At 61.6% G+C, this 26,842-nt stretch carries 30 protein-coding genes and 1 tRNA gene; 13 read left to right on the top strand and 18 right to left on the bottom strand.

The genetic code is table 11. From position 1 onward, the window contains the following. Positions 1–213 precede the first annotated feature (213 nt). The 3 genes from J2Z31_RS28175 (at position 214) to J2Z31_RS28185 (ending at position 1,693) form a co-directional block, all read left to right on the top strand. A complete protein-coding gene (locus J2Z31_RS28175; protein WP_209606952.1) occupies positions 214–732 on the top strand; it encodes a peptide deformylase in 519 nt (172 codons plus the stop codon). A gap of 145 nt (positions 733–877) precedes the next feature. Then, complete coding sequence (locus J2Z31_RS28180) at positions 878–1,135, top strand: hypothetical protein (protein WP_209606954.1); 258 nt, start codon at positions 878–880, stop codon at positions 1,133–1,135. Positions 1,136–1,327: 192 nt separating this feature from the next. After that, a complete protein-coding gene (locus J2Z31_RS28185) occupies positions 1,328–1,693 on the top strand; it encodes a hypothetical protein (protein ID WP_209606956.1) in 366 nt (121 codons plus the stop codon). 137 nt (positions 1,694–1,830) lie between these two features. Here J2Z31_RS28185 and J2Z31_RS28190 read toward each other — a convergent pair whose 3' ends face one another. From J2Z31_RS28190 to J2Z31_RS28205, 4 genes are all read right to left on the bottom strand, one after another. Beyond that, positions 1,831–3,381: a SpoVR family protein gene (locus J2Z31_RS28190; protein WP_209607133.1), complete on the bottom strand. Its 1,551-nt coding sequence runs from the start codon at positions 3,379–3,381 to the stop codon at positions 1,831–1,833. A 12-nt stretch (positions 3,382–3,393) separates the two neighbouring features. Beyond that, positions 3,394–4,710 (bottom strand): YeaH/YhbH family protein, encoded by a 1,317-nt coding sequence (locus J2Z31_RS28195; protein ID WP_209606958.1) that lies wholly within the window; start codon positions 4,708–4,710, stop codon positions 3,394–3,396. Between the two features lie 25 nt (positions 4,711–4,735). Continuing rightward, on the bottom strand, positions 4,736–6,685 hold the full coding sequence (locus J2Z31_RS28200) for a PrkA family serine protein kinase (protein ID WP_209606960.1): 1,950 nt from the start codon (positions 6,683–6,685) through the stop codon (positions 4,736–4,738). A 604-nt stretch (positions 6,686–7,289) separates the two neighbouring features. Next, positions 7,290–7,374: transfer RNA gene (locus J2Z31_RS28205), tRNA-Leu, on the bottom strand. 196 nt (positions 7,375–7,570) lie between these two features. Here J2Z31_RS28205 and lipB point away from each other — a divergent pair. The 5 genes from lipB (at position 7,571) to fghA (ending at position 11,726) form a co-directional block, all read left to right on the top strand. After that, positions 7,571–8,290, top strand: a complete 720-nt coding sequence (gene lipB / locus J2Z31_RS28210; RefSeq protein ID WP_209606961.1) for a lipoyl(octanoyl) transferase LipB — start codon at positions 7,571–7,573, stop codon at positions 8,288–8,290. 172 nt (positions 8,291–8,462) lie between these two features. Continuing rightward, complete coding sequence (locus tag J2Z31_RS28215; protein WP_209606964.1) at positions 8,463–8,861, top strand: helix-turn-helix domain-containing protein; 399 nt, start codon at positions 8,463–8,465, stop codon at positions 8,859–8,861. Positions 8,862–8,952: 91 nt separating this feature from the next. Next, positions 8,953–10,080, top strand: coding sequence for an S-(hydroxymethyl)glutathione dehydrogenase/class III alcohol dehydrogenase (locus J2Z31_RS28220; protein ID WP_209606966.1), 1,128 nt, complete (start codon positions 8,953–8,955; stop codon positions 10,078–10,080). Positions 10,081–10,152: 72 nt separating this feature from the next. Then, positions 10,153–10,593, top strand: coding sequence for a YaiI/YqxD family protein (locus J2Z31_RS28225; RefSeq protein WP_209606968.1), 441 nt, complete (start codon positions 10,153–10,155; stop codon positions 10,591–10,593). A gap of 299 nt (positions 10,594–10,892) precedes the next feature. Then, positions 10,893–11,726 carry an S-formylglutathione hydrolase gene (fghA, locus tag J2Z31_RS28230; protein ID WP_209606969.1) on the top strand — a complete coding sequence of 278 codons (834 nt, stop codon included), beginning with the start codon at positions 10,893–10,895 and terminating at the stop codon, positions 11,724–11,726. Between the two features lie 19 nt (positions 11,727–11,745). On the opposite strand, the gene J2Z31_RS28235 is transcribed toward fghA, so the two are convergent. Further along, positions 11,746–12,057, bottom strand: a complete 312-nt coding sequence (locus J2Z31_RS28235) for a DUF1883 domain-containing protein (RefSeq protein WP_209606971.1) — start codon at positions 12,055–12,057, stop codon at positions 11,746–11,748. Positions 12,058–12,255: 198 nt separating this feature from the next. Here J2Z31_RS28235 and J2Z31_RS28240 point away from each other — a divergent pair, with 198 nt between their 5' ends. The 3 genes from J2Z31_RS28240 to J2Z31_RS28250 are packed head-to-tail and all read left to right on the top strand — an operon-like array spanning position 12,256 to position 14,688. Then, positions 12,256–13,248, top strand: a complete 993-nt coding sequence (locus J2Z31_RS28240; protein ID WP_209606973.1) for an RluA family pseudouridine synthase — start codon at positions 12,256–12,258, stop codon at positions 13,246–13,248. Next, on the top strand, positions 13,248–13,913 hold the full coding sequence (locus tag J2Z31_RS28245) for an HAD-IA family hydrolase (protein WP_209606975.1): 666 nt from the start codon (positions 13,248–13,250) through the stop codon (positions 13,911–13,913). The genes J2Z31_RS28240 and J2Z31_RS28245 overlap by 1 nt, the downstream gene beginning before the upstream one ends. Beyond that, complete coding sequence (locus J2Z31_RS28250) at positions 13,906–14,688, top strand: ATP12 family chaperone protein (protein ID WP_209606977.1); 783 nt, start codon at positions 13,906–13,908, stop codon at positions 14,686–14,688. Before J2Z31_RS28245 ends, J2Z31_RS28250 begins: the two co-directional genes overlap by 8 nt. Positions 14,689–14,716: 28 nt before the next feature. Here J2Z31_RS28250 and sugE read toward each other — a convergent pair whose 3' ends face one another. The 3 genes from sugE to J2Z31_RS28265 all read right to left on the bottom strand — a co-directional run bounded on the left by sugE (position 14,717) and on the right by J2Z31_RS28265 (position 17,897). Continuing rightward, the gene (sugE, locus tag J2Z31_RS28255; RefSeq protein WP_209606979.1) at positions 14,717–15,040 is read right to left on the bottom strand and encodes a quaternary ammonium compound efflux SMR transporter SugE; all 324 of its coding nucleotides are present in this window, start codon (positions 15,038–15,040) and stop codon (positions 14,717–14,719) included. A gap of 152 nt (positions 15,041–15,192) precedes the next feature. Further along, a complete protein-coding gene (locus J2Z31_RS28260) occupies positions 15,193–16,503 on the bottom strand; it encodes a replication-associated recombination protein A (protein WP_209606981.1) in 1,311 nt (436 codons plus the stop codon). Then, complete coding sequence (locus tag J2Z31_RS28265; RefSeq protein WP_209606983.1) at positions 16,500–17,897, bottom strand: DegQ family serine endoprotease; 1,398 nt, start codon at positions 17,895–17,897, stop codon at positions 16,500–16,502. The genes J2Z31_RS28260 and J2Z31_RS28265 overlap by 4 nt, the downstream gene beginning before the upstream one ends. A gap of 367 nt (positions 17,898–18,264) precedes the next feature. Between J2Z31_RS28265 and msrP the strand changes: the two genes are divergently transcribed. Together msrP and msrQ are read left to right on the top strand one after the other, a co-directional pair. Further along, positions 18,265–19,209, top strand: a complete 945-nt coding sequence (gene msrP / locus J2Z31_RS28270; protein ID WP_209606985.1) for a protein-methionine-sulfoxide reductase catalytic subunit MsrP — start codon at positions 18,265–18,267, stop codon at positions 19,207–19,209. A 2-nt stretch (positions 19,210–19,211) separates the two neighbouring features. Then, positions 19,212–19,880 carry a protein-methionine-sulfoxide reductase heme-binding subunit MsrQ gene (msrQ, locus tag J2Z31_RS28275; protein ID WP_209606987.1) on the top strand — a complete coding sequence of 223 codons (669 nt, stop codon included), beginning with the start codon at positions 19,212–19,214 and terminating at the stop codon, positions 19,878–19,880. Between the two features lie 127 nt (positions 19,881–20,007). Here msrQ and rplQ read toward each other — a convergent pair whose 3' ends face one another. From rplQ to rplR, 10 genes are all read right to left on the bottom strand, one after another. Next, the gene (gene rplQ, locus J2Z31_RS28280; protein ID WP_209606989.1) at positions 20,008–20,433 is read right to left on the bottom strand and encodes a 50S ribosomal protein L17; all 426 of its coding nucleotides are present in this window, start codon (positions 20,431–20,433) and stop codon (positions 20,008–20,010) included. A gap of 145 nt (positions 20,434–20,578) precedes the next feature. After that, a complete protein-coding gene (locus J2Z31_RS28285) occupies positions 20,579–21,589 on the bottom strand; it encodes a DNA-directed RNA polymerase subunit alpha (RefSeq protein ID WP_209606991.1) in 1,011 nt (336 codons plus the stop codon). Positions 21,590–21,693: 104 nt separating this feature from the next. Further along, entirely contained in the window at positions 21,694–22,083 is a 390-nt protein-coding gene (gene rpsK, locus J2Z31_RS28290) for a 30S ribosomal protein S11 (RefSeq protein WP_026617374.1), read from the bottom strand. 226 nt (positions 22,084–22,309) lie between these two features. Next, positions 22,310–22,678 carry a 30S ribosomal protein S13 gene (gene rpsM, locus J2Z31_RS28295; RefSeq protein ID WP_066875641.1) on the bottom strand — a complete coding sequence of 123 codons (369 nt, stop codon included), beginning with the start codon at positions 22,676–22,678 and terminating at the stop codon, positions 22,310–22,312. A 245-nt stretch (positions 22,679–22,923) separates the two neighbouring features. Next, positions 22,924–23,502, bottom strand: a complete 579-nt coding sequence (locus J2Z31_RS28300; protein ID WP_209606993.1) for an adenylate kinase — start codon at positions 23,500–23,502, stop codon at positions 22,924–22,926. Further along, entirely contained in the window at positions 23,499–24,839 is a 1,341-nt protein-coding gene (gene secY, locus J2Z31_RS28305) for a preprotein translocase subunit SecY (RefSeq protein WP_209606995.1), read from the bottom strand. Before secY ends, J2Z31_RS28300 begins: the two co-directional genes overlap by 4 nt. A 224-nt stretch (positions 24,840–25,063) precedes the next feature. Next, positions 25,064–25,537 carry a 50S ribosomal protein L15 gene (gene rplO, locus J2Z31_RS28310; RefSeq protein WP_209606997.1) on the bottom strand — a complete coding sequence of 158 codons (474 nt, stop codon included), beginning with the start codon at positions 25,535–25,537 and terminating at the stop codon, positions 25,064–25,066. A gap of 13 nt (positions 25,538–25,550) precedes the next feature. Next, entirely contained in the window at positions 25,551–25,754 is a 204-nt protein-coding gene (rpmD, locus tag J2Z31_RS28315) for a 50S ribosomal protein L30 (RefSeq protein WP_026617379.1), read from the bottom strand. A gap of 12 nt (positions 25,755–25,766) precedes the next feature. Beyond that, a complete protein-coding gene (gene rpsE / locus J2Z31_RS28320) occupies positions 25,767–26,336 on the bottom strand; it encodes a 30S ribosomal protein S5 (RefSeq protein WP_065999828.1) in 570 nt (189 codons plus the stop codon). Positions 26,337–26,469: 133 nt separating this feature from the next. Beyond that, entirely contained in the window at positions 26,470–26,832 is a 363-nt protein-coding gene (rplR, locus tag J2Z31_RS28325; protein WP_209606999.1) for a 50S ribosomal protein L18, read from the bottom strand. Between the last annotated feature and the right edge of the window lie 10 nt (positions 26,833–26,842).

Here is a 26,842-nt window from a genome sequence, read left to right on the forward strand (position 1 = left end):
TGCCGTCTTAAGCCCGGCCCCACACGGGCCAAGCTATAGCCCTGCTAACGCAAACTACCGCCAAGGTCCACAGCCAGGCGGAGGCAGCTGGACGTTTTAACCAAGCTGTTGCAAATGCATGGGAACAGTGGAAAAAGCGCGACACGCCAATGGCTCCGCTCAAGCGAATTTGGACGGGCTCGGCGAGCCCGGCCCCAGCAAAGAGAACTGCGCATGGCGATCCGACCAATCATTCGATTCCCCAATCCGCTGCTGAACATGGCCGCGGAGAACGTCAGCCAGTTCGATGAAGATCTCCGGCAGCTTGCCGACGATCTGCTCGATACGATGCATGCCGCTCCGGGAATCGGCATTACGGCCCCGCACATCGGCATCCTGCGACGTCTGACGGTCATCGAGATCGACCCTGAGGCCGGTCCCCGCACCTTTGTCAACCCGGAGATTGTCTGGCAGTCGGAGGAGACGGCGCGCCAGGACGAAGGCAGCGTTTCGATGCCGGGCATCATCGAGGAGGTGGAGCGACCAAGGAACGTGCGGGTCCGCTATCAGACGCTCTCTGGCGAAACGCGAGAGGAGGAGGCCGCCGGTCTGTTGGCGATCTGCCTCCAGCATGAAATCGACCAACTCAACGGCATGTTCTGGACGCGGCGACTATCGCGCGTGAAACGCGAACGCGCGGCGAAGCGCTTCGAAAAGTCGCTTGCGGCTCCCCGCCCCCTATCCAGGGCCTGAAGCTTGCGCTAAAGCACGCCTCCAGCGACCTTTGCGCGTCTCATCAGACGCGCAAAGGTCGCTGCAGCACTTCGATGCGCTGCACGGCGAGTTCCCCAAGACCGCAGCACACCATCAGTTTCAGCAACAGACCGAAGGATATGCGATGAGATCGATGCGTCTGATACTACTATGCGTGACGGTACTGGCGGGATGCACGGCCACGCCTGACCTCGAACCGCTCCCGGGGAGCCTCACCTATGGGGAGACGGCCTCGTCTCGCAAGACCCAGGCGGCACCGGGCACCAAGATACAGAACCGGTTCCTGCACGAAGGCAGATACGTCCACGAGACCTATGAGGTGCAGTCCGACCACACCTACAAGCTCATCCGACGTACGGTCGTCGACAGCCTCGGCGATTGATCGCGAAACGCTGCCTCGCTGCTCAACCTACAGCGCCGCGCGTCTTATCAGACGCGCAAAGGTCGCTGTAGCACTTTGAAGCGCTGCATGTCTTTGTCCTTAAATCGAGGTAGATTTAAGGAGACATGCAGTAGCCGGAACCTTGCGCCCCCCTCGCCGTTCTCCGTTGAGGCAACAAAGGGAGACGAAGCGATGGCAAGAAATTTGGATGAGCGTGGCGAGCCGCTCGACGCCACACACGGGGCGGATAGGGGAGAGTTCTCGGCCGAAGAGGCGAAGCAGGGCCGGAGTGGAACGGCCGTCCTCGCCGTACTGCTTGGCGGGCTCGTTCTTGCTTTCCTCGTATGGGGGGCAGTCGAAATCTGGGGCGAGAGCACAGACAGCGATCGCACGGCCGAGACGGAAGAGGTGCAGCCGTCTCCCTCGGAAGAGCAAACCGGGGCGGTTCAAAGCGCGCCGACGCCCGCCACGCCTGCCCCCGTCGACAGCGACCCGACCGCGCAGACGGGAACCGGCGGCGAATCGCAGCAGGTCTCGCCCGACGGCACGCAGAGGTGAGCAGAGGCTACAGCGCCGCGCGGCCTATCAGACGCGCACAGGTCGCTCACTTTTCCGACCTGAAGACGCGCGGCGCAACAACGACAGGCTTTCACTAATCCCGAGCGATATTCCAGGGGCGACCGCGATCGAGTTCCTCAGTCCTCCGAGAGATCGGCGGTCGAGCATTCGTAGAGCGTCTCGCCCGTTTCGGAGTCGACGCCCGCGAGGCTGACCTCGTAGCCCCACAGATGGCGCACGTGGCGCAGGGTGGCATCCCGGCTGTCCTCCTCGAGCAGGACACCGTTCTTCACATTGTGTTGCAGCCGCAAGTGCCGGTCACCAAGAAGGTCGACGTCCATCACCTGGATGTCGGGCTGGTTCGCACCAATGTCGTAGCTGCGGGCCAGCGCCGTGCGGATCGCCTCATAACCGCGTTCATTGTGAATGGAAGCCACTTCGCAATAGTTGTCGTCAGCCTCGTCGGTGAGCAGGAACAGCCTGAATTTGCGGATCAGGGCCGGGCTCAGATATTGCAGGATGAAGGACTCGTCCCGGTGGTTCGCCCAGGCGTCGAGCAGCGTCTCCCGCCAATTGCCTGTGCCGGCGATCTCGGGGAACCAGTCGCGGTCCTCCGGCGTCGGGTCCACGCAGATGCGTTCGATCTCCTGCATCATCGCAAATCCGAGCGCATAGGGATTGATGCCGGGGAACCGGGGATCATCGAAGCCCGGCTGGGAGACGACATTGGTATGGCTCTGGAGAACCTCCAGCATCGCGCCTTCACTGATCTTGCCCTGATCGAAGAGCCTGTTCATGATGGTGTAATGGACGAAGGTGGCGCATCCCTCGTTCATTACCTTCGTCTGCCGCTGAGGGTAAAAATATTGGGCGATCACGCGGACGATCCGCAGGATTTCCCGTTGCCAGGGCTCGAGGATCAGGCTGGTCTTTTCCAGGAAATAGAGCAGGTTCTCCTCGGGAAGGTTGAGCGCCTTCTTTCGTTCCGAGACGGCGCGCTCGACCTCCTTCGGATCGCTGCCCTCGGTGGTGGGCGGAAGCGTGCGCCAAAGGTCGCTATAGGTCTGTTCCTCGTATTCGAGCCTCTCGCGGGTCCGCTCCCGCTCCTTCTCCGACGACAGTCTCGGCGGGCGACGGTAGCGGAAGACCCCCTGGTCCATCAGCGCATGGGCGGAGTCGAGCATGGCCTCGACTGCGGTCGTTCCATGCCGCTCCTCGCATTTGGCGATATATTTCTTGGCGAACTCCATGTAGCTGAGGATCGCACTGGCGTCGGTCCACTGCCGGAACAGGTAGTTGTTCTTGAAGAAGTGATTGTGACCGAAGGCCGCGTGGGCGGTGACCAGCGCCTGCATGGCCATGGTATTTTCTTCCATCAGGTAGGTGATGCAGGGATTGGAGTTGATCACGAGCTCATAGGCGAGCCCCCGCCGACCCTTACGGTAGAGGTGATCCTCGAAGACGAAGCGCTTTCCGAAGGACCAGTGCTGGTACATCAGCGGCATGCCGACGGAGGAATAGGCGTCGAGCATCTGCTCGGAGGAAATGATCTCGAGCTGGTTGGGATAGACCTCCAGCCCTAGCTCATCGAGAGCAATCGTCTCGATTGCGTCATAGGTGCGCGCCAGCGTCTCGAAGTTCCAGTCCGAACCCTGAAACAGGAGGTTTGAGGACGCGCCCTCTCGCATCATCGTTGCCTTTCACTTACGAAGTTGCACCGTCTGCTGTTTGCCGAAGAGCTTGCGGAACACCGGATAGATGTCCGCCGGCTTCGCTATGCGGGTCATCTGAAAATTCGACCATTCGTCATCGACGGTGCGATAGGCCCGCCACAGCGACGTGCCGTTGTCGGTCGTCCCGAATATTTCCGTTTCGCGTTCATCGATGATTTCGACATAGGCGTAATACTGACACAGTCGCATCAGTTCGTCGTTCAGCAGCGAAGCGCAGCGCTCCGAATCTCCGGAGATGTTTTCCCCGTCCGAGGCCTGGGCGGCGTAGATGTTCCACTCGTGCGCCGGATAGCGCTCGCGTATCACGCGGAGCATCTCCTCGAGCGCCGTCGAAACGATCGTGCCGCCGCTCTGCTTGCTGTAGAAGAACGTGTTTTCGTCGACCTCGCCCGCCTCGTCCGTGTGGCGGATGAAGACGATCTCGATGCGCTCGTACCGCCGTTTCAGGAAAAGGTGCAGCAGAACGAAGAAGCGCTTGGCGAGATCCTTCTCGCGCTCGCCCATCGAGGCGGAAACGTCCATCAGGCAGAACATCACGGCGCTCGCGTTCGGCAGCGGCTGCGGTTCGAAGCGGTTGTAGCGGATGTCCACCGGATCGACATAGGCTATACGCCGGCGCCGGCGCTCCAGCTTGTCGAGCATCGTGCGCAGTTCCTCGAGACGCTGCTTGTGCTTCGTCCCGGCGCCCGGCGCCGATTCGAGCCTGGCGATCTCTTCCGCGATTGCCTCGACCTCTCGCCGCGACGGCCGTCGCAGCGCGATACGACGGCCGAAACTGTTGCGCATCGTACGGCCGACATTGATGTTCGTGGGAGAGCCGCTAGCGGTGAAGCCTGCGCGGCGCCGTTTGAAGGCGACGGATTCCTTCAGGTTGAGCTTCACCATGTCCGGAAGCTCAAGGTCCTCGAAGAAGAGGTCGAGCACCTCCTCGCGCGAAAGGGCGAACTGGAAGTCGTCCTCGCTTTTTCCGATTCCGGCGCCGGCGCCCGTCGCTCCTGCACCGGAGCCCTTCTTCGGAAGACGATCGCCGGCGGCAAATTCGCGATTTCCAGGCAAGACATATTGCCGCTCCCCGGTGTCGCTGTCCGGCTGAAAGCTCGGCTCGGTGACGCCGCGCGCCGGCATCGAGACGCTGTGTTCGGCATCGACGTCGGCAATCTTCCCCGATTTGACGCGCTCCTTTATGACGCGCTTCAATTCCTCCCGGGCCCGCTTCAGAAAACGCTGCCTGTTACCGAGGCTCTTGTCCTTTGGATTAAGGCGGCGGTCGATGAAATTCGGCATTGATTGGCCCCTGCGTCACGCATCTTCAACCTGCCTTGTTCACGCGCATGTACCAGTCGACGAGCCGCCGCACCTGCCGTTCCGTGTATCCACGCTCTTTCATGCGCTGAACGAATTCGGCATGCTGCTTCTCGGTGGCGCTGTCCTTCTTGGAACCGAAGCTGATCACCGGCAGCAGGTCTTCGACCTGACCGAACATTCGCTTCTCGATCACTTCGCGCAGTTTTTCGTAGCTGGTCCAGGCGGGGTTGCGTCCGTGGTTCTTGGCGCGGGCCCTGAGCGTGAACTTGACTACCTCGTTGCGGAAGTCCTTCGGATTGGCGATGCCGGCCGGCTTCTCGATCTGCGATAGTTCGCTGTCGAGAATCTTGCGGTTAAGGATCTGCCCCGTATCCGGATCCTTGAAATCCTGGTCTTCGAGCCATGCGTCGGCATAGGCGATATAACGGTCGAAGAGGTTTTGGCCGTATTCGCTGTAGGATTCCAGATAGGCTTTCTGGATCTCGTGACCGATGAACTCCGCATAACGGGTCGCGAGTTCCGACTTTATGAAGTCGAGATAGGCGGCTTCAGCCTCCTTCGGGAATTGCTCGCGCTTGATCGCCTGCTCCAGAATGTACATCAGGTGCACGGGATCGGCCGCAACCTCCTTGGTGTCATAATTGAAGGTTTCCGACAGCACCTTGAAGGCGAAGCGGGTGCTGACGCCGGTCATGCCTTCGTCGACCCCGGCGGCATCGCGATACTCCTGGACCGAGCGCGCCTTCGGATCCACGTCCTTGAGGTTCTCGCCGTCATAGACCCGCATCTTCGTGTAAAGTGAAGAATTCTCGTGCGGGACGAGGCGCGTGGAGACGGTGAAGCGGCTCAGTATCTCCAATACCTCCGGTGCGCAAGGATTGCTGACCAGCTCGCTTTCGCGGAGAAGCTTCTCATAGATCATCTTCTCCTCGGTGACGCGCAGGCAATAGGGAACCTTCACCACCAGGATGCGGTCGAGAAACGCTTCGTTGTTGCGGTTGTTCTTGAACTGCAGCCATTCCGATTCGTTGGAATGGGCGAGGATCGTGCCCTGGTACGGGAAGGCACCGAAGTTTTCCGTACCGTTATAGCTGCCCTCCTGGGTCGCTGTCAGGAGCGGGTGAAGAACCTTGATCGGCGCCTTGAACATCTCGACGAATTCGAGCAGGCCCTGGCTCGTGCGATTCAAGCCGCCGCTATAGGAATAGGCGTCAGGATCGGCCTGGCTGTAGTTCTCGAGCTGCCGGATATCGACCTTGCCGACCAGCGAGGAAACGTCCTGGTTGTTTTCGTCGCCCGGCTCGGTCTTGGCGATGGCGATCTGGCGAAGGCGCGAGGGCGTCAGCTTGACGACGCTGAACTTGGAAATGTCGCCGCCGACCTCGTCGAGTCTTTTTGCCGCCCAGGGAGAGATCAGCCCGGTCAGGCGCCGCCGGGCGATGCCGTATTTGTCCTCCAGAAGATCGGCCATGCGCTCGGGATGGAACAGGCCGAGGGGCGATTCGAAAATCGGGCTGATCTGACCGTTGACCATCAGCGTGTAGATCGGCCGCTGCTCCATCAGTCTCTTCAGCCGCTCGGCGAGCGACGACTTGCCGCCCCCCACCGGACCCAGCAGATAAAGAATCTGCTTGCGTTCTTCCAGGCCTTGCGCTGCGTAGCGGAAGTATCCCACGATTCGCTCGATCGTGTCTTCCATGCCGTAGAAATCGGAAAACGCTGGATAGATCTTGATGGTCCGATTCGCAAAGATCCGGCCGAGACGCTCGTCAGCGCTGGTATCGATGAGAACCGGTTCTCCAATCGCGTCCACCATCCGCTCCTGAGCGGTGGCGTACATACTCTTGTCGTCGCGACATGCGAGGAGATATTCCTGCAGACTTATCTCTTCTTGCGCTGCACTCGAATAGATCTCCGAAAAGAGGTCGAAGACGTCAGATTCACTCCTTTGCATCGTGCTCTCCCGCGGCAGGCCGCTTGGTTGAAACGGGATCGCTGCCTGCTGGCTTCTGCTTCAAGTGAACGGTTTTCGTGTCTTCAAAGTTCCTTACTTTATAACCGGCACTGGAATTGGATGCCGAAGCAGCAGCTCACGACGACATCCGCACATCAGTTCGGGACCGACCGATCGGCGCCTCTTCAAATTCGAGGCGCACTCCGCAAGACTCGTCGCTCTGTCACCCCATCATGACGGCCGCCTTGGGCGAATCCGTTCGTGACAAAAGAAGCATAGCCAATCCCTGCCCGTTCGCCGACTTTTTTTTTTGGATTTCGCGAATTTAGCCATCAACATTATCGTGTAGGGAAGTTGCTTCGTGAGCATTGCGCTCGGCCTAAGGGCGTAATACCGCCGCTGGGCAAAGGCGGCTGAAGACAACCCTCGCAACGCCGCGCGTCTTATCAGACACGTGCTATGGCACGATTGCTGCCTGTCGTCCGTTAAGTCGAAGGAGACATGCAGTAGCGCAACATTCCGGCCTTCAGATGGCGAGATGATGGAAGCTGAAAATAAAAAACCCGCCGAACCACTTGGTTACGGGGGCTTCTTATCGAGCTCTTGGTGCGGTCGAGAAGACTCGAACTTCCACGGGTTGCCCCACAGCGACCTCAACGCTGCGCGTCTACCAATTCCGCCACGACCGCATCGTGGTAGGTGCCGATTGCGTCGGCGGGGCTGCATGTAGCAAAAGCATTTGGGGTGCACAAGGGCATGACGACAGAAATTTGAAGCCAAACCGAACTATTTCCACCGCGCCCGCCCAACGCGCTGGAAACGCTGGACTCTTGTCGCCCGACGGCCCATGTACAAGCCGTGAAAATCAGCAATGCAGGGGCTCCCATGCAGCGAGAAGACCTCAGTCAAAGCATGTTCGCTTCGCCGGAGTCGCCGCCGGTGCGTTGGCGCATCGCCCCTGCCCTCGTCAATTATTCACAGGCGGTCGAAACGATGGAACGCGAGGCCGCTGCCATTGCCGCCGGCGCCGCCGACGAACTCGTCTGGCTGGTCGAGCATCCGCCACTCTATACGGCCGGAACCAGCGCCGATGCCGCCGATCTCGTCATGCCCGATCGCTTTCCGGTGTTTGCAACCGGCCGCGGCGGCGAATACACCTATCATGGCCCCGGCCAGCGGGTCGTCTATGTCATGCTCGATCTAAGACGCCGCCGGCAGGACGTCCGTGCCTTCGTCGCCGCCCTCGAGAGCGTCGTCATCACCACCCTCGATGCGATGAACGTCAAGGGCGAGCGCCGGGAGGACCGCGTCGGCGTATGGGTACGCCGGCCGGAGAAGCCGCCGCTCCCCGATGGGACCATGGCCGAGGACAAGATAGCCGCCATTGGCATCCGGCTGCGCCGATGGGTCAGCTTTCACGGTTTCTCCCTCAATGTCGATCCGGACCTCGACCACTTCAATGGCATCGTTCCGTGCGGTATCCGTGGCTACGGCGTGACAAGCCTCGTCGACCTCGGCCTGCCCGTCATGATGGCCGATGTCGACATCCGCCTGCGCGAAGCATTCGAGACGGTTTTCGGCCCTACCCGCTTCGAGGCAGGTTAGGAATCGATAAGCCCGAGGTCGGCCGGGAGGCCGCAATTGACCGCCTTTTTGCCGCTACGAAATAGTCCTTTCGCAGGGTATGACCTATAAGCTCGCCTCACCTTCGCCCCACTGCGGGCAGTCAAGGCGCTTGCGGCGCCGCCGACAACGATAACAGGCGAAAGGAGCAAACATGCTATTTTCTACGGAAAGCGCGATTGAACGTCTGCGCCAGACCGGAGACGGCGACACGTTGGGCGGTCGCATCTCAAGGGCGCGGGACGCAGCGAATCTTTCGACGAAGGAACTCGCAAGCAAGCTCGGGGTTCGCAGCGAGACCATCTCCTCCTGGGAAAGCGACCGGGCCGAGCCCAGGGCCAATCGCCTTTTCATGCTGGCTGGCGTGCTTGGTGTGACCCCGGCCTGGCTGATCACCGGCATCGGCCGGGCACCGGACGGCGATGCTGCGGGGTCAGCCGGCGACGAGCTTCGAAAGCAGCTGGACCTCATCAAGAAGCTGCACAAGCAGACCAGTGAAGCTATCGCGGCTATCGAGACGGAGCTTGATCGGGTCGAGCAGACCATTCGTTAAGAGCGTACCTTTTTCAGCTTACGCGTATCGCGTGCTGTTGTATTGACGATTGCAATACTCTGCCAAACATTTGCGATTAGGGAGAAAAGAGATGGACGTACGGGCCGCCGTGGCCGTTCAGGCCGGCAAACCCTTGGAAGTGATGACGGTGCAACTCGAAGGACCGAAGGCCGGCGAGGTGCTGGTCGAGGTGAAGGCGACCGGCATCTGCCACACCGACGACTTCACCCTCTCCGGCGCCGATCCGGAAGGGCTGTTTCCGGCCATCCTCGGCCATGAGGGAGCTGGCATCGTCGTCGACGTCGGTCCTGGCGTCACGAGCGTGAAGAAAGGCGATCACGTCATCCCGCTCTATACGCCGGAATGCCGCGCCTGCCCCTCCTGCCTCTCGCGCAAGACCAATCTCTGCACCGCCATCCGCGCCACGCAAGGCCAGGGCCTGATGCCGGACGGCACCTCGCGCTTTTCGATGGGCGGCGAGAAGCTGCACCACTACATGGGCTGCTCGACCTTTGCGAACTTTACCGTCTTGCCGGAGATCGCCGTCGCCAAGGTCAACCCGGACGCCCCCTTCGACAAGATCTGCTACATCGGCTGCGGGGTGACCACCGGCATCGGCGCGGTGATCAACACGGCACGAGTGGAGATCGGCGCGACGGCGATCGTCTTCGGTCTCGGCGGCATCGGCCTCAACGTCATCCAGGGGCTTCGCCTTGCCGGCGCCGACATGATCATCGGCGTCGATTTGAATAACGACAAGAAGCCCTGGGGCGAGAAGTTCGGCATGACCCACTTCGTCAATCCGACCGAGGTCGGCGACGACATCGTGCCCTATCTCGTCAACCTGACGAAGCGCGGCGCCGACCAGATCGGCGGCGCCGACTACACCTTCGACTGCACCGGCAACGTCAAGGTGATGCGCCAGGCGCTCGAAGCATCGCATCGCGGCTGGGGCAAGTCGGTGATCATCGGCGTCGCCGGCGCCGGCCAGGAGATATCGACGCGGCCGTTCCAGCTCGTCACCGGCCGCACCTGGATGGGCACCGCCTTCGGCGGCGCGCGCGGCCGCACCGACGTGCCGAAGATCGTCGACTGGTACATGGAGGGCAAGATCGAGATCGATCCGATGATCACCCATACGATGCCGCTCGAGGACATCAACAAGGGCTTCGAGCTGATGCATTCCGGCGAAAGCATCCGCAGCGTCGTCGTCTACTGAGCCAGCGATGCCCCGCGAAGCGCCCGATCTATTGAATTCCGGCGCTTCGCAGTTCAATGGAGACGTTCTCCGATGATTTACGTCGATGCCGATGCTTGTCCGGTAAAGGCCGAAATCCTGAAAGTGGCCGAGCGCCACGGTATCGAGGTCACCTTCGTCGCCAATTCGGGACTGCGTCCGTCGCGCGATCCTATGGTCCGCAACGTCATCGTCTCGGCGGGTTTCGACGCCGCCGACGATTGGATCGCTGAACGCGCAGGTAAGGGCGATGTCGTGGTGACTGCCGACGTACCGCTTGCCGTGCGGTGTGTAACCGCCGGGGCGCTCGTCACCGGCCCAACCGGTCGGGTATTCGACCGGGCGAATATCGGACTGGCATCAGCAATGCGCGATCTCGGTGCACATCTGAGGGAGACTGGCGAAAGCAAGGGCTACAATGCCAGCTTCACGGGCAGGGATCGCTCCGCTTTTCTGGAAACGCTTGACCGCCTCTGCCGACAGGTGGGAAAGTGACCCGCAAGCGGGAAACGCGGATGTATTCCCATACTGGTCTGAGGCATTGGCCTTTTTACCTTGCGCTTGCCGGCGCTCTTGGCAGCATTGCAGTCGGCGTCCCGCTCTTCCGCGAACATAGCCACCGGGCATGTCGGTCCCCGGAAAGTGCGGTGCAGCTGGCCGGCGGCACGTAAACACCTACTGCAGGTCTCCTTGAATCGACCTCGATGCAAGGGCAAAGACATGCAGCAGTTCAAGTGCTACAGCCACCTTTGCGCGGCTGATGAGACGCGCGGCGGCATAGCAGGGAGAGTGCAATGAAAATAATCTCGCAAAACACCGCCTTCGGCGGCATGCAGGGCGTCTTCGCCCACGAGTCTAGGTCCTGCAAGGGCGAAATGACCTTTGCCGTGTATCTGCCGCCGCAGGCGATCAACGAGCCTCGACCGGTGCTCTGGTATCTTTCCGGCCTCACCTGCACACATGCGAATGTAATGGAAAAGGGCGAGTACCGCCGCATGGCTTCCGAGCTCGGGCTCATTGTCGTCTGCCCGGACACGAGCCCGCGCGGTCCGGAGGTGCCGGACGAACTGACCAACTGGCAGATGGGCAAGGGCGCCGGATTCTATCTCGACGCGACCGAGGAGCCCTGGGCCGAGCACTATCAGATGTATAGCTACATCACCGAGGAACTGCCCGCCCTCATCTTCGAACAGTTCCGCGCCGACAGGAGCCGCCAGGGCATTTTCGGCCACTCGATGGGCGGGCATGGCGCCATGACGATCGCGCTCAAGAATCCGGAGCGGTTCCGCAGTTGCTCCGCTTTCGCGCCGATCGTTGCGCCGTCAAGCGCCGACTGGTCGGTGGGCGCTTTCGAGAAATATCTCGGAGCCGATAAAGCGACCTGGCGCAAATACGACTCCTGCGCTCTCGTCGAGGACGGCGCGCGCTTTCCGGAATTCCTGATCGATCAGGGCAAGGCTGACAGCTTCCTGGAAAACGGCCTTCGCCCATGGCTCTTCGAAGAGACGGTTAGGGGCACGGGCATCGGCCTCACATTGCGGATGCACGAGCGCTACGACCATTCCTACTACTTCATTTCGACCTTCATGGACGATCACCTGAAGTGGCATTCCGAGAGGCTCGGCTGAGACGGAGAAGCTTCGCTTTTCAATGCGCCGGCTGGAATCGCGGCCGGCCGGCAGCCTCCACCACCTTTACGCTCGATTCGGCAAGACCGTGGTGGCCTTCCGTGTCGATCACCAGATGCCAGTGCGCCGTCTCCGGAATGATCATCCGGAGCGGCGATTTGCGCGCTACACCGCCAAAGAACTGGTGCTTGAGTGTTTCCTTGTAGCGCGTGAAGTTGACGTCGGTCATCAGTCGAACATTGGCCACCGCCGACAGCGTGATCTCGATGCGCGTTCCAGCCTTCTGTGCCTTCAGGTCATAATGGGTGTAATTCAAGGATCGGTTGGTCATCGGCATCTCACCGGAAAGGTGGGCAATATATAAGAGAAGTCTCACGATCGTAGCGGCCGAGACTTAACGAACGGTTTTGCCTCCGCTGCAGCAGAACAGGAATTGCGACCTTTCGATGCCTGCAGCCCTCACTGGACTGGTCCTCATGCCCGCAATGGGCTAAAGCCAGCCAGAAGAACAGCAAGCGGATTGCGGCAGATGGCAGGCATAGAACACAGGCAGGTGGATAGCGACGAGGCGGGTATGCGCCTCGACCGCTGGTTCAAGGTGCATTATCCGGGGCTCGGCTTCGGTCCCCTGCAGAAGCTGCTGCGGTCCGGCCAGATTCGCATTGATGGCGCCCGCGCAAAATCCGACACGCGCGTGCAGCCCGGTCAGACGATCCGCATCCCCCCGCTCGGCGTCGATCCGAAGAGCATGAAGGCCGGCCCGATCGGTGGGCGGGACCTGCGCAGTTCCTCGGATGCGGAGCTCTTGTCGCGCATGGTGCTGCACGAGGACGCCAAGGTGATCGTGCTCAACAAGCCGGCAGGACTAGCGGTTCAGGGCGGCTCGGGGGTCAGCCGGCATATCGACAAGATGCTCGAGGCCTGGACGAACCAGAAGGGCGAGAAGCCGCGGCTCGTGCACCGGCTGGACCGGGACACGTCAGGGGTGCTCGTTATCGCCCGCACGCGCGGGGCCGCGCAACAACTGACCGCCGCCTTCCGCGAGCGCGACACCAAGAAGACCTATTGGGCGCTGGTCAAGGGCGTGCCGCGCAAGCGCGAGGATCGGATTTCAAGCTGGCTCGTCAAGGAGCAAACGCCGGACGGCGATCGCATGCGGATCGCCAAGCATGGCGACGAAGGTGCCGATCATGCGATCTCCTATTACCGGATCATCGAACAGGCCGGCCAGAATCTCGCCTGGCTCGAAATGGAGCCCTATACCGGCCGCACTCATCAGCTCCGCGTGCACGCCGCCCATATCGGCCATCCGATCATTGGCGATCCGAAATATTTCGAGGCGGACATCAACTGGACCTTCCCCGGCGGCATCCAGAACCGGCTGCACCTGCATGCCCGGCATATCGATATTCCCCATCCGAACGGCGGTAGGCTGAAGGTCACCGCGCCCCTCCCGCCGCACATGGTGCAAAGCTGGAACCTGCTCGGATTCGACGAGAACGTCGCTGACGAGGAGGATTGATGAAGCTCGTCCTGTTCGATTGCGACGGCACGCTGGTCGACAGTGCCGCACTGATCCACGAAGTAATGGCCCGTACGTTCGAGGCTTTCGACCTTCCCCGGCCGGAACCCCGGGCGACGCGCTCGATCATCGGGCTCACGCTCGACATTGCGATTGCGCGTCTCATGGGCCATTTCGAGGTCGATCAGCGCGCGACCAAAATGACGGCGCATTATAAGTCCATATTCGCCTCGGTGCGCAGCGAAGGGGCTTTGCAGGAAGCCCTCTTTCCGGGAATCGCCGAATTGGTGCAGAACCTTGCCGGCCGGGACAAATTGCTGATCGGCGCCGTCACCGGAAAGTCGCGACGCGGGCTCAGGCAGATCGTCGAGACCCACGGCTTCGACAAGCTCTTCTTCGTCTCGCGCACCGCGGACGACTGCCCCTCGAAGCCGCATCCGGCCATGGTGATGGAATGCTGCGTCGAAGCGGGCATCGATCCGCAGCAGACGATCGTCATCGGCGACGCGATCTATGACATGCAGATGGCAAAGTCGGCGGGTACCGGCGCCCTCGGAGTCTCCTGGGGCTATGCGAGTGTCCCCGAGCTGGTCGAAGCCGGTGCCGATCACATCGCCCATGCGCCGGCAGACATTATCGAATGGATGGAAGCAAACCATGCCTGATATTCGCGACGACTTGAACAGCGCCCTCACCCATGAGGACCCCGTGCGCCGTGCCCAGATCCAGATGCAGAAGCCGCTCGCAAAACGCTTCTACAAGGAAGTCAGCGTCGCGGAAGCGGATGGCGGCCATACGGTGCTTCTCGACGGACGAACCGTGCGGACGCCGGCCAGGCGGCCATTGACGGTACCGACACGCAAGCTCGCGGCGCTTCTCGCGGACGAATGGGATGCGCAGAGTGACATCATCAATCCAAGCGCCATGCCGCTCACCCGCCTAATCAACACGGCCATCGACGGCGTGGCGCTCGACCAGCGCGCGGTCTTCGACGACATACTGCGCTTCGCCGGCAGCGATCTTCTTTGCTACCGCGCTGATAGTCCGGAGGGCCTGGTCAAGCGGCAGAACGATATCTGGAACCCCATTCTCGACTGGGCCGCCCAAACACTCGGCGCCCGCTTCATCCTTGCGGAGGGCGTTATCCATCAGGAGCAGCCGAGCGAAGCGATCTCGGCCTATGCCGAGGGCCTGCGGGCCTTCGCAACACCCCTCGGTCTCGCATGCCTGCACACAATCACAACGCTTACAGGCTCTGCCCTGCTGGCCCTCGCCTTTGCTTCGGGGCGGCTATCTGCCGAAGACGCCTGGGCGGCTGCCCATGTCGATGAGGACTGGCAGATCGAACATTGGGGCACCGACGAGGAAGCTTTCCAGCGCCGCGAAAATCGCTGGCAGGAGATGCGAGCCGCCGCCCTTGTGATCGAGGCGCTGAGATAGCGCAGCACCTGCCGCTACGGCAGGTGCTTTACGCACCGTCAGCAGCGAGCTTCAAACCGGCGATACCCGCAACGATCAGGCCAATGCAGCCGAGGCGGACGGCGCCAACCGGCTCGGCAAAGAGGACGATGCCGAGAACCACCGTGCCGACTGTGCCGATGCCGGTCCATACCGCATAGGCGGTGCCGAGCGGCAGCGAGCGGACGGCGATACCGAGTAGAGCGATGCTCAGGACCATCGAGCCGACCGTAAACACGGTCGGGATGAAGCGCGTGAATCCATCCGTGTATTTGAGACCGACGGCCCAGCCGACTTCGAGAAGTCCGGCGAGCAGCAGGGTAAACCAAGCCATGTTCGACTCCTTCGTCTGGAGCGAGGCCGTCCCCGCGGAAGGTCAGATCATCTGTCGATCCGTGCAGCCGTCTGCACCGCAGTCTTCTATGCCACAGGGCTGATGGGGGCAACCTGGCCTCTGGCAAGCCTGCCCTGCAGAAAGGGCAGACTTCACGAATTCCGTTCGCGACGGAGTTTCGCCCACCACTCCAGCCGCTTGCGTATATCCCGTTCGAAACCGCGTTCCGGAGGGTCGTAAAAAGTCTTCCGGCCCATTTTCTCAGGGAAATAATCCTGCCCGGAAAAGGCATCCGGCTCGTCGTGGTCGTAGCGATAGCCCTCGCCGTAGCCCTCCCCTTTCATGAGCTTCGTCGGTGCGTTCAGAATGTGCTTCGGCGGCAAGAGCGACCCGTGTTCCTTCGCCGCCCGCATTGCCGCTTTGTAGGCAGTATAGACCGCGTTCGACTTCGGCGCGGCGGCGATATAGACGCAAGCCTGCGCCAACGCCAGTTCGCCCTCCGGGGAGCCGAGATAATCATAGGCGTCCTTCGCCGCATTGCAGACCACCAGCGCCTGCGGATCGGCAAGGCCGATATCCTCGACCGCCATGCGAACGAGCCGCCGGCCGATATAGAGAGGATCCTCGCCGGCGTCTAACATGCGGCAGAGATAATAGAGCGCCGCATCCGGATCGGAACCGCGCACGGACTTGTGCAGTGCCGAGATCAGGTTGTAATGCCCGTCCTGGCTCTTGTCATAGACCGGCGCACGGCGCTGGACGATATCCTGGAGCGCCGCCGCGTCGAAAACCTCGTCCTTGCGGGCCGCGCGCCAGAGCTCTTCGGCAAGTGTCAGTACGGCGCGGCCGTCGCCATCGGCCATCCGAACGAGGCTTGCGCGGGCCTCCTCGTCGAGCGGCAGCGCCCGGCTCTCGGCCGCCTCGGCGCGCTTCAGCAATTCCTCGAGGCTTGCCTCGTCAAGCGGCTTGAAGGTCAACACGCGCGCCCGCGAGAGGAGCGCCGCGTTCAGCTCGAAGGACGGGTTTTCCGTGGTGGCACCGACGAGGATCACCGTGCCGTCTTCCATCACCGGCAGAAAGCTGTCCTGCTGGGCGCGGTTGAATCGATGGATCTCGTCGACGAACAACAGTGTCTGGCGGCCCGACATGCGTCGAGTCCGAGCGGAATCGAAAACCTTCTTCAAGTCGGCAACGCCGGAGAAGATCGCCGAGATCTGCTCGAAGGCGAGCCCCGCCTCGCCGGAAAGCAGCCGCGCCGCCGTCGTCTTGCCGGTGCCGGGCGGTCCCCAAAAAATCATCGAGCCGAGCGAGCCGGACGCAATCATCCGCGTCAGCGTGCCGTCCGGACCGGTCAGGTGCTCCTGGCCGGTGACCTCAGCGAGCGTCTTCGGTCTCAGCCGATCGGCGAGCGGTCTTGCCGAGGCCATCTCCGGCGGCTCTTGGGGGGAAAAAAGATCGCTCATCGGAAGAATTGTCGAATGATCTGGCCGTCGCGTTCGATTTCGACGCGCCAGAAAGAAGCATCGTCGGCCGTGGCCAATTCCAGTGTCTTCGAACTGTCGACCGTGATCCCGTTGACCGACCGGACGACATCCTTCGGCTGAAGCCCTATCCGGGCCGCCGGCGAACCGCGGTTGACGGCGGTGACGACAACCCCCTGCAAGGACGTCGGCATCTGCAGTTCCTCCGCCAGCCGCGGCGAGAGGTTTGCCACGACAGCGCCTGCGAAGGGATTCCTCCCCTCGATCAGCCGTTCGTCGCGTGGCGTCGACTCCGGAGCCCGATCCAGCTTCAAGGTGATGTCGTGCTCCCGACCGCGATCCGCGATCGTGACGCGGGCCTCATGACCAATGCCGACGGTGGTCAGGCGATAGCCAAGTGCGTCGGGGTGCTCCACCGGTATGCCGTTGACAGCGACCACCACTTGGCCGGGCTTCATGCCCGCGCTCGCAGCCGGACCGTCCCGCAGGACTGCAGCGACCAGCGCGCCGCGGGCACGGTCGAGTCCGAGCGCTTCCGCGACATCCGCGGTTACCGGCTCGAAGCTCGCCCCGACGAACGGACGGACGAAGGAGCCGTTGCCGCCTTCCGCCGACGCCACGAAGACCTTGACCAGATTGGCGGGGATGGCGAAGCCGACGCCGTTTGATCCGCCGCCGCGCGAGAAGATCGCGGTGTTGATCCCGATCAGTTCCCCTTTCATGTTGATCAAACCACCACCGGAATTGCCGGGGTTGATCGCCGCATCCGTCTGGATGAAGAAACCGAAATCGCCGTTCGAGATCTGGTTGCGGGCCAGCGCCGAAACGATGCCGCTCGTCACCGTCTGCCCGACCCCGAAAGGGTTGCCCATCGCCAACACCAGGTCACCGACCTCGACCGCATCCGAGTCCCCGATCGGGATGATATCGAATGGGCCGTCCGACTCGATCTTCATCACCGCGAGATCCAGCCTCTCGTCCTTGAGCACGACCTTGCAGGGGAATTCGCGTCCGTCGGCAAGCGCCACCTTGATGTCGTCTGCGCCCTCGATCACGTGATTGTTGGTCACGACGACTCCGTTGCGCCCGACGATCACTCCCGATCCGAGCGACGACTGTTTCTCGGTCCGGTTCGGCATGCGCTGGCCGAAGAATTCTTCCAAGAACGGGTCGTCGGAAAATATCGACCTTCGCTCGACCACCCGCTCCGCATACACGTTCACGACGGCATTCGCCGTCTGCTTGACCAGAGGCGCGAAGGAGAGCTGCATTTCCTGCCGGGACTCGGGGAGTACCTTGGGATCCTGCGCTGCGGCGGAGGTGGAAATCGCGAATGCGAGAACCAGAGCAGACAGGGCCCGACCGCCAAAGATCATGAAACATTCTCCTTTTCCTGTCACTAAAGAGCCTCGTAACCATTCGGGGCCGCACCCCGCGAACCAGGCGACAGGCGCAAGGTTCAGATAGGATTTCGCGCGAAAAAAGGCAAATGCACGGGCCACGGCGATCCGCCGAACAGGCGCTCCGTTTCTTTCGGTGCCGCGGGTCCTTTCAGACGCGCAAAGGCCGCTGTGGCTCACTTCAGTCTGCGCATCGAGCTCTCCGAAAATCGGTCCCCATTCTCCGGCCGAGGCGCTGACACGTGCTCCTCACGAGCCGGACACGAAAACGTGGTCTTTCCCGTCTTTCGCAGTGATCTAAACTCTGGTGATGTGTTCGCTCACCACTCGCCGAGGAATCGATATGCCTTGCTACAGACCGCCGCGCATCGCCGGATCCGAAATCACTCCGGAACGCTTCTTTCTCGACCGGCGGACCTTCCTCGCGGGCGCCGCCGGCGGCCTGGCATTGGGACTGGGGATGGAAACGGCCAACGCGGCCGCCCTCAAGGCAGCGCCAGACCCATACAAGCTCGATGAGACACGGACGCCGGAGAAGGATGTCACGAGCTACAACAATTTCTACGAGTTCGGCACAGGCAAAGGCGATCCGGCCGCCAATTCGGGGGCGTTCAAACCATCGCCCTGGACCGTGAAAATCGACGGCCTCGTGGGCAAGCCGAGAGAATTCGGTCTGGAGGACCTGCTGGCCTTCCCGCTCGAAGAGCGGACCTATCGCATGCGCTGCGTCGAGGCCTGGTCGATGGTGATTCCCTGGGTCGGGTTTCCGCTTGCAGCGCTCATCGACAAGGTCGAGCCGCTCGGCAGCGCCAGATATGTGGCCTTCGAGACGGTGGTGCGCCCGGAGGAAATGCCCGGCCAATCCGGTTTTTTCCAGCCGCTGCCCTGGCCCTATCGTGAAGGCCTGCGATTGGACGAGGCCCGCCACCCGCTGACGATTCTCGCAGTCGGGCTCTATGGCAAGACCCTGCCGAACCAGAACGGCGCCCCGATCCGCTTGGTGGTGCCGTGGAAATATGGCTTCAAGGGAATCAAATCAATCGTGCGCATCTCGCTCACCGAAACGATGCCCCCCTGCACCTGGAACCTCGCTGCGCCCGACGAGTATGGGTTCTATGCCAATGTGAACCCGGCGGTCGACCACCCGCGCTGGAGCCAGGCGACGGAGAACCGCATCGGCGAAGGCGGCTTCTTCGGTTCCAACCGCCGCGACACGCTCCCCTTCAATGGATACGCCGAAGAGGTTGCGAGCCTTTATGCCGGAATGGATCTGAGGGCGAATTTCTGACCATGGCTCTCGTTCCCGCATTACCGAAACGCCTGCACGGTCCCTCGATCTGGGCGGTTTATGCCCTTGGCCTCGTACCGGCCGCTTTGGCCTTCTACCTCGGCGCCACCGGGCAACTGCCCGGCAATGCGGTCAAGGAGTTCGAACACCTGCTCGGCCTCTGGGCGCTGCGCTTCCTGATCGCTACACTCGCGATCACGCCCATTCGAGATCTCTTCGGCCTCAATTGGCTGAGATATCGCCGGGCGCTCGGGCTGCTCGCCTTCTACTACGTGCTGATGCACTTCCTTGCCTACATGCTGCTCGACCAGATGCTGCGGTTGCAGGCGATCGCCGCGGATATCGCTCGCCGTCCCTTCATCACCATCGGCATGACGGCCCTGGTGCTCATAATCCCGCTTGCACTGACCTCGAACAATTGGTCGATCCGCCGGCTCGGGCCACGGTGGAACAAGCTCCACCGCCTCGCCTACGTGATCGCGGCGGCCGGTGCCATCCATTTCGCGATGGCGGTCAAGGTCGTGGGGCCGGAGCAGATGCTCTATCTTGCACTCGTCGCGGCCCTGCTCGCCTGGCGGCCGATCAGGAAACCGTTCCTTCGCTGGAAGAGACTGCGCAGCGGCGGCCCTACAGCGCCGCGCGTCCTATCAGACGCGCAAAGGCCGCTGTAGCACTATCAATCGCAGCATGTCTTTGTCGCTGAACCCATGCCGATCTAAAAAGACGTGCAGTACAAACGGAAAAAGCGGCCGGGTGAGAGCACCCGGCCGCTTTATGTTTTTCTCGTCAACCTGTGGATCAGGCGGCTTCGGCTGCTTCCGATTCGGCGGCGACGCGAGCGCGATCCTTCGCACCCTTGGCATCGACGTCGCGGTCAACGAATTCGATGACGGCGAGCGGAGCGTTGTCGCCCTGGCGGAAACCCGCCTTCATGATGCGCAGGTAGCCGCCATTGCGGGTGGCGTAGCGCGATGCGATTGCGTCGAACAGCTTCGAGACAACGGCAACATCGCGGATCTGCGAGATCGCCTGACGGCGGGCATGTAGATCGCCACGCTTGCCGAGGGTGACGAGCTTCTCGACAATCGGACGGATTTCCTTCGCCTTCGGCAGGGTCGTCACGATCTGTTCATGTTCGATCAGCGACGCGGCCATGTTGGCAAACATCGCCTTACGGTGGCTGGCGGTTCTATTCAGCTTGCGACCGGCTTTAGCGTGGCGCATGGCTATTCTCCTTTACTTGCAGGCATTCGCCCGCAGTCTAATGGGGCGTATATCCGCTGAGAGCCGAAGGCTTGAAGCGATGAGACATATACGCAGTTTAACGTTCTAAGGCCAGCTTTACGCGTTCTTTCGAACGCGTGCGGCCTTAGTACTGGTCTTCGTAGCGCTTGGCGAGGTCTTCGATGTTCTCGGGCGGCCAGGACGGCACTTCCATGCCGAGATGCAGTCCCATGGAAGCGAGAACTTCCTTGATCTCGTTCAGCGACTTGCGACCAAAGTTCGGGGTACGGAGCATCTCTGCTTCCGTCTTCTGAATAAGGTCGCCGATATAGACGATGTTGTCGTTCTTCAGGCAGTTGGCCGAGCGGACGGAAAGTTCCAGTTCGTCGACCTTCTTGAGAAGCGCCGGGTTGAAGGCGAGCTCGGTGACTGCCTCTTCCTCTGCTTCCTTCTGCGGTTCTTCGAAATTGACGAAGACCGAAAGCTGGTCCTGAAGAATGCGGGCGGCGAACGCAATCGCGTCCTCGCCGGTGACGGAGCCATCGGTCTCGATGGACATCGTCAGCTTGTCGTAATCGAGAACCTGACCTTCACGGGTGTTCTCGACCTTGTAGGAGACCTTCTTCACTGGCGAGTACAGGCTGTCGACCGGGATGAGGCCGATCGGCGCGTCTTCCGAACGGTTGCGGTCGGCCGGCACATAGCCCTTGCCGTTGTTGACGGTGAATTCCATGCGAATTTCCGCGCCCTCGTCGAGGGTGCAGATCACATGGTTCGGGTTGAGGATCTCGATATCGCCAACCGTCTGAATGTCACCGGCCGTTACGACGCCCGGGCCCTGCTTGCGCACGACCATGCGCTTTGCGTCGTCGCCATCCATCTTGATGGCGATTTCCTTGATGTTGAGCACGATGTCGGTCACGTCTTCCCGCACACCCGGGATCGACGAGAACTCGTGCAGCACGCCGTCGATCTGCACCGCCGTAACCGCAGCACCGCGCAGCGACGACAGAAGCACGCGGCGAAGCGCGTTGCCAAGCGTCAGACCGAAGCCGCGCTCGAGCGGTTCCGCCACCAACGTTGCCCTGGTGCGGCCGGAGGAGGAGAACTCCACCTTGTTCGGCTTGATCAGTTCCTGCCAATTTTTCTGGATCATGTTTTCTGCCTTCCGTTCGTTGCCACCATCCAATCGTGACAACCGAGCCCCGAAGACCGGGAGAACGCCACGAGCGCCCTCACCGGAATGTGGAATACATATGATCAGACGCGGCGCTTCTTGCGCGGACGGCAGCCATTGTGCGGGATCGGGGTCACGTCGCGGATCGACGTGATCATGAAGCCCGCAGCCTGCAGCGCGCGAAGGGCGGATTCGCGACCGGAACCCGGACCGCAAACTTCCACTTCGAGCGACTTCATGCCGTGCTCCTGCGCCTTGCGGGCGCAGTCTTCCGCAGCGATCTGAGCGGCAAACGGGGTCGACTTGCGCGAACCCTTGAAGCCCTTCGCACCGGCGGACGACCAGGCAATCGCGTTGCCCTGGGCGTCGGTGATGGTGATCATCGTGTTGTTGAACGACGAATTGACGTGCGCGACGCCAGACGTGATGTTCTTGCGCTCGCGGCGGCGAACGCGGGTGGCTTCCTTGGCCATAGGATCCCTTTCTTAGATCTCTGCACCGCCGTAGTTCCAGCGGCTCCACCGGGAAAAGGATTGGTCGTCCCCTGCCCTGCATCTTCCTGTTCACGAAGCCGGCAACCGGCTTCGCCATCGGTTCACCGAACCTGCCAAGGTTCGGCAAGGTCAGGCAATCGCCTTTCCCAAACTGCAAAAGGAGGCCGGCGCGGACGCCAGCCTCCCGCTTTCCCTTTTCGGGAAATTACTTCTTCTTGCCGGCGATCGCCTTTGCCGGACCCTTGCGGGTGCGGGCGTTGGTATGCGTACGCTGACCACGCACCGGCAGACCGCGACGATGGCGCAGGCCACGGTAGCAGCCAAGGTCCATCAGGCGCTTGATATTCATCGCCGTCTCGCGGCGCAGGTCACCCTCGACCTGGTAGTCACGGTCGATCGTCTCGCGGATCTGAAGGACTTCCGCGTCCGTCAGCTGGTGTACGCGACGGTCAGCCGGAATGCCGACCTTCTCGATGATTTCCTGCGCGAATTTCGGGCCGATCCCGTGGATATAGGTCAGCGCGATGACGACGCGCTTTGCCGTCGGGATGTTGACGCCAGCGATACGTGCCACGTCTATTCTCCTTGCGTTCCAGTTGCCATCCGGCAATAGGTGCTTCGTTACGCGACCTTGAAGAGCCGCTCGTTGATTGAGGTTCGAGACACGTCAAAAACGACCGTACCCGGACTTCATTGTTTTGAAGACCGCGCCGATCGCTTCTGATGTCGCGAGTTGACGCTGTCTTTGGAGGAATCGCCCGGAAAAGTCAACTCCCCGGCGCTTCCATTTCGGCAAAGGCAACAGCCTGGTCTTAGACCCTAGGCCAGAACCCTCTCGATCTCTGCGGTGACCGCGTCCACGTCGGCCATACCATCGACCGTCTTCAATTGGCCGGTGCTCGCATAATGCTGCGAAAGCGGCGCGGTCTTTGCCCGATACTCCTCCAGGCGGCGCCGGAACGCTTCCGGGTTGTCGTCGGAGCGAACGGTCCCGCCGGCCGCGACGGTTTCCGCAACGCGATTCTCCATGCGCCGGACAAGTGCCGCTTCGTCGACCTTCAGCTCAATCACCGCATCGAGCTTCAAGCCCTTGTCGTCGAGCATCCGGTCGAGCGCTATCGCCTGCGGGACGGTGCGCGGGTAACCGTCGAGAATGAAGCCCTTCGCGCAGTCCGGTGCATCGATGCGGTCGGAGACGATCTCGTTGACGATTTCGTCGGAGACAAGCTGGCCCGCATCCATCACGGCTTTCGCGCGCTGGCCGACTTCCGTCTGCTGGGCCACGGCGGACCGGAGCATGTCACCGGTCGACAGCTGGGGTATGCCGTACCGCTCCGTCAGAAGCTTGGCCTGCGTACCTTTGCCAGCGCCCGGCGGGCCCAAAAAAATAAGTCTCATCGTCCCCTCTTTCCTCCGCGCAGCTTCGACTTCTTGATCAGCCCCTCATATTGCTGGGCAATGAGGTGACCCTGAACCTGTGCTACCGTATCAAGGGTCACGCTGACAACAATCAAAAGCGACGTACCACCAAGGTAGAACGGCACGCCGGTCTGCGCGATGAGGATTTCAGGCAGGATGCAGACGAAAACCAGATAGATCGCACCGATGACGGTGATGCGCGTCAGCACGTAGTCGATGTATTCCGCCGTGCGCTCGCCCGGGCGAATCCCGGGAATGAAGCCGCCGTGCTTCTTCAGATTGTCGGCGGTGTCCTTCGGATTGAAGACGATCGCCGTATAGAAGAAGGCGAAGAAAGCGATCATCGCCGCATAGAACACCATGTAGAGCGGCTGCCCGTGGGCGAGCGCGCCGACGATGGTCGTCGCCCAGTCAGGCAGCGTCGCAGCATTGGTGAAGCCCGCCGCCGTCGCCGGCAGCAACAGCAGCGACGAGGCAAAGATCGCCGGAATCACGCCCGAAGTGTTGAGCTTGAGCGGCAGGTGCGACGTATCGCCCTGGAACATGCGGTTGCCAACCTGACGCTTCGGGTACTGGATCAGCAGGCGGCGCTGCGCGCGTTCGACGAAGACGATGAGCGCGATCACGGCAACCACCATCACGATGATCGCAAGAATGAGCGGCGTCGACAGCGCGCCCGTCCGGCCGAGCTCCAGCGTGCCGGCAAGGGCCGACGGCAGGGCCGCGACGATGCCGGCGAAGATGATCAGCGAGATGCCGTTGCCGATGCCGCGCGACGTGATCTGCTCGCCGAGCCACATCAGGAACATCGTGCCGCCGAGCAGCGAGATGACGGTGGAGATACGGAAGAACCAACCCGGATCGTTGACGAGACCGCTGCCGCTTTCAAGGCCGATGGCGATTCCGTAAGCCTGCATCGTTCCCAGCAGCACCGTTCCGTAGCGCGTGTACTGGTTGATGACCTTGCGGCCCTGCTCGCCTTCCTTCTTCAATTGCTCGAGCGCCGGGATGACCGAGGTCATCAGCTGAACGATGATCGAGGCAGAAATATAGGGCATGATCCCGAGTGCGAAGATCGCCATGCGCTCGACGGCGCCGCCCGCAAACATGTTGAACAGGCCGAGGATACCGCCTGACTGGCCTTGAAAGGCCTGCGCGAACGCTTCCGGATTGAGGCCGGGCAGCGGGATATAGGTGCCAAGACGGTAAACCAGAAGCGCACCGAGGGTGAACCAGAGCCTTTTCTTCAGATCTTCCGCCTTGGCGAAAGTCGAGAAATTCAGGTTCGAGGCCAGCTGTTCCGCTGCAGAAGCCATGCAATTCTCCGCGTACCATATGCCGGCGGGAAGCCCGGATCCGGCAACGAGTAGTCTTCCAAGTTGAAAACCTGACGCGAGGCGATTGTCGCTGCAATCGGATGCCTCACCGCGGTTTCCGTTATGTCGCGTCGCGGCAGGCGATTCGCCGCGCTCGGACGTGAGGCTCACATATGGGAGCAAAACCGCCCGGCGTGAAGCACCCCGGGCGGCTTATACGTGCATTATTCCGCGGCGGCAGCCGCGAGCAGCTTCACCGAGCCGCCAGCCTTTTCGATCTTCTCGACAGCGGGCTTGGAGGCGCCGGCGACCTCGAGCGAGATCTTCGCCTTCAGCTCGCCATCAGCGAGAACGCGGACACCGTCCTTGGCGCGGCGGATGACGCCGGCCGCCTTGAGCGCAGCCGCATCGATGGTCTTCGAAGCGTCGAGCTTCTTCGCGTCGACGGCAGCCTGGATGCGGCCGAGCGAAACGACAACGAACTCGGAAGCGAAGATGTTGTTGAAGCCACGCTTCGGCAGACGACGGTAGATGGGCATCTGACCGCCTTCGAAGCCGTTGATCGAGACGCCCGAACGAGCCTTCTGGCCCTTCACGCCGCGACCGCCGGTCTTGCCGGAGCCGGAGCCGATACCGCGGCCAACACGCTTGCGGCTCTTGGTCGCGCCTTCGTTGTCCTTGATTTCATTCAGTTTCATTTCTGGATCCCCCTCACTTCTCGTCGACGACGCGAACGAGGTGCTGGACGGCCCGGATCATGCCGCGAACAGCCGGAGTATCCTCCAGCGTGCGAACCCGGTGCATCTTGTTGAGGCCCAGACCGATGAGCGTCTGACGCTGTACGGCCGGACGGCGGATGGGGCTACCAATCTGCTCGACGGTAACCGTCTTCTTGGCAACTTCTTTCTTGGCCATCTCTCAGCTCCCTTATTCTTCGGAAGCAGCGCCGGCGGCAACGCGACGGGCCTGGAGCGTGGCGTATTTCATGCCGCGCTGTGCCGCGATGTCCTTCGGGTGCATCTGGTTCTTGAGCGCGTCGAAGGTCGCGCGAACCATGTTGTAGGGGTTCGACGAACCGGTCGACTTGGCGACGACGTCATGAACGCCGAGCGTTTCGAAGACGGCGCGCATCGGTCCGCCCGCGATGATACCGGTACCGGGCTTGGCCGAACGCAGCAGCACCTTACCGGCGCCGTGGCGGCCGTTGACGTCGTGATGCAGCGTGCGACCGCCGCGCAGCGGAACGAAGATCAGGTCGCGCTTTGCGGCTTCCGTCGCCTTGCGGATGGCTTCCGGCACTTCGCGTGCCTTGCCATGACCGAAGCCGACGCGGCCCTTCTGGTCGCCGACGACGACGAGAGCGGCGAAACCGAAACGGCGACCGCCCTTCACCACTTTAGCGACGCGGTTGATAGCGACGAGCTTGTCGACAAATTCGCTGTCGCGCTCTTCGCGGCTCTGGCGATCTTCGCGAGAGCCTCTTTTTTCTTGTGCCATTGTCCTCTTCCTTTTTCTTTTCCGGGTGCAATCGGCAGATTGAAGAAAGGCCGCTTCACTTCCTCAGAAATCGAAGCGACCGTGAGATGCGAAGCCGAGTGTCGCCCGGGCATTGCTGCCCGGGCGATGAACCTTAGAAGTTCAGGCCGCCTTCGCGGGCTGCCTCGGCCAGCGCCTTTATGCGGCCGTGGTAGATGAAGGCGCCGCGATCAAAGACGACGTCCTTGATGCCGGCCTTGGAGGCGCGCTCGGCAATAAGCTTGCCGACGGCCGCAGCGGCAGCCGTGTCCGCGCCGGTCTTCAGCGAGGACTTCAGATCCGCTTCGAGGGTCGAAGCGGCGGCAAGGGTCTTGCCGGCAACATCGTCGATGATCTGAACGTAGATGTTCTTCGACGAGCGATGAACCGACAGCCGCGGCCGGCCATTGGCGACCGCCTTGATTTGACGGCGCACGCGGCTGGCGCGACGCACAAGAGTATCTTTCCTGCTAGCCATAACGCGTGAT

It is taken from the genome of Sinorhizobium kostiense (assembly GCF_017874595.1).
GTDB classification, from domain to species: Bacteria; Pseudomonadota; Alphaproteobacteria; order Rhizobiales; family Rhizobiaceae; genus Sinorhizobium; species Sinorhizobium kostiense.